This is a genomic window from Streptomyces sp. AcH 505 (assembly GCF_000818175.1).
Classification (GTDB): domain Bacteria; phylum Actinomycetota; class Actinomycetes; order Streptomycetales; family Streptomycetaceae; genus Streptomyces.
Genome location: NZ_JTIY01000001.1, coordinates 4345058 through 4349027, shown reverse-complemented (window position 1 = coordinate 4349027; position 3970 = coordinate 4345058). Strand labels below are relative to the sequence as shown.

General features: G+C 74.0%; 5 protein-coding genes and 1 pseudogene. 3 read left to right on the top strand and 3 right to left on the bottom strand.

Annotated elements, in window-relative coordinates; all coding sequences use genetic code 11:
* The 3 genes from HY68_RS19895 to ybaK form a co-directional block, all read left to right on the top strand.
* Positions 1-765, top strand: a 765-nt coding sequence (locus HY68_RS19895; RefSeq protein WP_041990749.1) for a hypothetical protein, incomplete at its 5' end; no start/stop codon positions are given.
* Between the two features lie 5 nt (positions 766-770).
* Entirely contained in the window at positions 771-1511 is a 741-nt protein-coding gene (locus tag HY68_RS19890; RefSeq protein ID WP_041990747.1) for an LON peptidase substrate-binding domain-containing protein, read from the top strand.
* A gap of 67 nt (positions 1512-1578) precedes the next feature.
* Positions 1579-2079 (top strand): Cys-tRNA(Pro) deacylase, encoded by a 501-nt coding sequence (ybaK, locus tag HY68_RS19885; RefSeq protein ID WP_041990745.1) that lies wholly within the window; start codon positions 1579-1581, stop codon positions 2077-2079.
* Positions 2080-2245: 166 nt separating this feature from the next.
* Here ybaK and HY68_RS19880 read toward each other — a convergent pair whose 3' ends face one another.
* The 3 genes and pseudogenes from HY68_RS19880 to HY68_RS45300 form a co-directional block, all read right to left on the bottom strand.
* On the bottom strand, positions 2246-2971 hold the full coding sequence (locus HY68_RS19880; RefSeq protein ID WP_198533310.1) for a hypothetical protein: 726 nt from the start codon (positions 2969-2971) through the stop codon (positions 2246-2248).
* A gap of 34 nt (positions 2972-3005) precedes the next feature.
* On the bottom strand, positions 3006-3833 hold the full coding sequence (locus HY68_RS19875) for an ABC transporter permease (protein WP_241778780.1): 828 nt from the start codon (positions 3831-3833) through the stop codon (positions 3006-3008).
* Between the two features lie 31 nt (positions 3834-3864).
* Positions 3865-3970, bottom strand: a pseudogene (locus HY68_RS45300) (ABC transporter ATP-binding protein); the annotation flags it as partial.

The window sequence follows — 3970 nt, the reverse complement described above, 5'->3', positions numbered from 1 at the left end:
GACGAGTGGCTGGCCGCCTGGCTGCGCGCGGCGCCGGGCGATCCCGACGCGCTCGTCGTCATGGCCGAGCTGACGGTCCGCAGGGCCTGGGAGTCACCGGCCAGGGCCGAGCGGCTGCGCGAGAGCGGCCCGCTGATCGACGCGGCGGCCGAGGCGGACCCGCGCGACCCGGTGCCCTGGCGCATCGCGCTGGACCACGCGCGCGGCACGCACGCGCCGCACACCGCCTTCGAGTCGCTGTGGGAACAGGCGGTGCGGCGCGCCTCGCACCACTACGGCGTCCATGTCGCCGCCCTGCTCTACCTGTCGGCCCAGTGGTACGGCTCGCACAGCGAGTGCTTCGACTTCGCCGAGCAGGCCGCGCAGGACGCGCTGCCCGGATCGCTGGTACAGGCGCTGCCGGTGAGGGCCGCCTTCACCCAGCTGCTCAGCGGCACCCCGACCTCCGTACAGGCGGACCGGATCGACCGGGCAGCCGATCTCGCCGTCGCCGTCTCGGCCCGGTACGAGGCCGCCGATCCGTGGCCGGCCGAGGTCCGCAACCTGCTGGCGTACGTCCTGCTCGCGCGCGGCAGATGGGCGGAGGCGCTGGAGCAGTTCCGGCTGATCGGACCGCACGCGACGTCCTTCCCGTGGACGTGTTTCACCGACGATCCGCTGGGTCAGTTCCTGGAAACGCGGGACGGTCTGCGGATCCAGGTGGCCTCGGCGACGCCTTTGCGCGGCCGCGCAGACCGGAGAGGCGCCCGCGGCCATTACGCTTGACCGTTGTGACCACCGCTCGCCTCCCTCTCTTCCCGCTGAACGCGGTGCTGTTCCCCGGCCTCGTCCTGCCGCTGAACGTCTTCGAGGAGCGCTACCGCGCCTTGATGCGTGAGCTGCTGAAGACCGACGAGTCCGAGGGACGGCGCTTCGCCGTGGTCGCCATCCGCGACGGGCGCGAACTGGCGCCGACCGCCTCCGGCATGCCGGACCAGGCGGCCGTGCCCGAACGCGGTCCCGCCGAAGGGTTCGGCCCCGAACCGCTCGACGCGTTCCATCCCGTGGGGTGCGTCGCCGACGCCGCGACGATCCGCGAACGCCCCGACGGCACCTTCGAGGTGGTCGTCACCGGCACCACCCGGGTGCGGCTCCTGTCGGTCGAGGCCGGCGGCGCCTTCCTGACGGCCGAAGTCGAGGAGCTGCCGGAGGAGGAGGGCGAAGGGGCCGGCGCGCTCGCCGAGGGGGTGCTGCGGGCCTTCCAGAGCTATCAGAAGCGGCTGGCCGGGGCGAGGGAGCGCACCCTCTCCACGGAGACCGAGCTGCCGGACGAGCCGTCCGTGGTGTCGTACCTGGTCGCGGCGGCGGCCGTGCTGGACATCCCGACGAAGCAGCGGCTGCTCGAAGCGGACGACACGGCGGACCGGCTGCGCCAGGAGCTGAAACTGCTGCGGGCCGAGACGGCGGTGATCCGGCATCTGCCGTCACTGCCGGCCGCCGAGCTGACGCAGACCCGCACCAACCCCAACTGACCCACCGACTCCGACTGACCCCCCGGCAGCGACCGGCTCACCGACTCCGACCGACGTACGGGAACCGATGGCGAAGAAGGCCAGGAAACAAGCGGGCGGCACCCCTGCGACGGTCGCGCTGACCGCGGCGGGCACCGCGTACACCCTGCACGAGTACGCGCACGACCCGGCGTCGCCCTCGTACGGCGAGGAGGCGGCGCGTGCGCTGGGCGTCTCCCCCGAGCGGGTCTTCAAGACGCTGGTCGCCGACGTCGACGGCGAGCTGACCGTCGCCGTCGTACCGGTGGCGGGCTCGCTGGACCTCAAGGCGCTGGCGGCGGCCGTCGGCGGCAAGCGTGCCGCGATGGCCGACCCCGCGGCGGCCGAGCGCACCACGGGCTATGTACGGGGCGGCATCTCGCCGCTCGGGCAGCGCAAGCGGCTGCGTACGGTGCTGGACGCCTCGGCGGCCGGCCATCCCACGGTCTGTGTCTCGGCGGGCCGCCGCGGCCTGGAGGTCGAGCTGGCGCCCGCCGACCTGGCGGCGCTGACGTCGGCGGTCCTGGCCCCGATCGGCCGCGCCGGCTGAGCCAGGTCCTGTCCGGCCGGTCTTCGCGGATCAGCCTGCGGCGTCCGGTGCGGTGCATCGCAAGGCGGAGGATCATCCCCGTAGTGGTTGTACGGGGATCGGTCCGACAACGCGGCGAGGTGCCGTGCCAGGCGTCGCGGGCCCGCGAAGACCGGCCGGGCAGGACCTAGTTGTCGGGCCCGCCCCACGCCTGGTCGGCGGGTCCCGGGCGGTCCTGGTGGCCGTTCTGCTGCGCCGTACCGCCGTCAGCGCCGCCGCTCTGCGGCTGGGCGTACATCGCTCCCCAGTCGGGCTCCGGGTCGCGCGGCGCGAACAGCGCCGTCAGCGCCAGGTGGACGACCATGGCGGCGACCGGCCAGGCGAGCAGCGCGCCCTTCATGTTCAGTTCGAGCGGCGCGTCGAAGGTGACGCCCTTGCCCGCCGCGCGCGCGTGCGCCACCACGTCCGAGGTGGGGCCGAGCCAGCCGCCCACCTTCCAGGCGATGACGGCGCCGAGCAGCCCGCCCAGCGCCAGCGCCACGACCAGCGGGACGCCGCCGCGCCTGCGGAAGAAGAACACCAGCGCCGAGGTGACCAGGCCGAAGGCCAGGGCGAGCAGGACAAACGTTCCGTCGGCGCCGATCGCCTCCTCCCCCTCGGTGTCCTTGAGGAAGACGGCGGTGTTGTCGGAGATCAGCGGAATACGCGGCGCGAGCCAGAGCCACAGCAGCCCCAGCAGCACGCCGGACACGGCGGTCGCGGCGAACACCACGGCGGCCTGGCGCAGCTCCTTGGTCATATCGGGCCCTTCCTCCGCTTTGTCCCCCGCGTAGGGCGAAGCGCCGGCCTGCGGCATCTGCCAGGGGTCTTGATTCGGCGGCGGCTGGTGCGGCGGCGTCAGAGGAGCGGTCACTGTGCCATCGTGCCAGGCCTGTTCGAAGGGCGCCTCACCGGACTGCCGCACGCCGGTACGCCCACGTCGCGACGGCGAGCGAGGCGACACCGACGCCGGCGCACACGCCCAGGTCGATGCAGACGGCCGACCAGTCCGGATGCGGGTCGAACGAACGGGCGAGCGCTTCGACGCCGTACGTCGAAGGCAGCAGATCGCGCAGCCAGCCGACCGGGCCGGGCAGCCGGTCGGCGGGCAGGACGCCCAGCAGCAGCGCCGCCGACATGCCGAGCTGGCCCAGCAGCGTGGCGATCTCCTGCCGGGGTGCCAGCAGCCCGCACGCGGCGCCCAGGCCGGACAGGGCGGCGCCGGACAGCGGGACGACGGCGAGCAGGATCCACAGATGGGCGAGCGGCAGCTGGAACATGGCGCTGCCGGCGAGAGCGGTGACGACCGTGCCCGGCACGGTGAAGGAGGCGTAGGCGCCGGCGGCGCCGAGCACGACGGCGGCGGGCGGCACCGGCAGGGTGGCGTAGTGGTCGAGACCGCCGCTCGCCCGCAGCTGGCCGAAGTACTGGGCGAGCAGGTTGAGCGCGACGAAGGCGACGACGAGCACGCTCGCCCCCGCGACGACGGCGCGCGCCTCCGAGCCGCCCTCGACGACGCCCCGCATCAGGACCATGATCCCGACGGACTGGAAGGTCGCGACGAACAGCAGCGGGATCCGGGCGACCCGGGCCCGGGAGAGCTGCGCCCGGTAGACGGCGGCGAGCGAGGGCAGCAGCCTGGCGCGCGGGGCGAGCGGCGCGGGTACGGACCTGGCCGGCTCACCCCGGGTCTTGGCGGCCGGGTCGGCCCGTCCGGACACGGCCTCCGCTGGCACGATGCTCACCTGCCACTGCTCCTGTCGTCGGTCATGCCTTGACCAGCCCCTTCGTCCGTCCGCCGAGCGCGAGATAGACGTCCTCCAGGCTCGGCGTCGCCAGGGTGAAGTCGTCCAGGGCCGCGAAGGCGGCGCCG

Bases quoted from the DNA above. Each gene is read 5' to 3' on its own strand.
- ybaK (WP_041990745.1), top strand. From the start codon at position 1,579: ATGGCGAAGAAGGCCAGGAAACAAGCGGGCGGCACCCCTGCGACGGTC.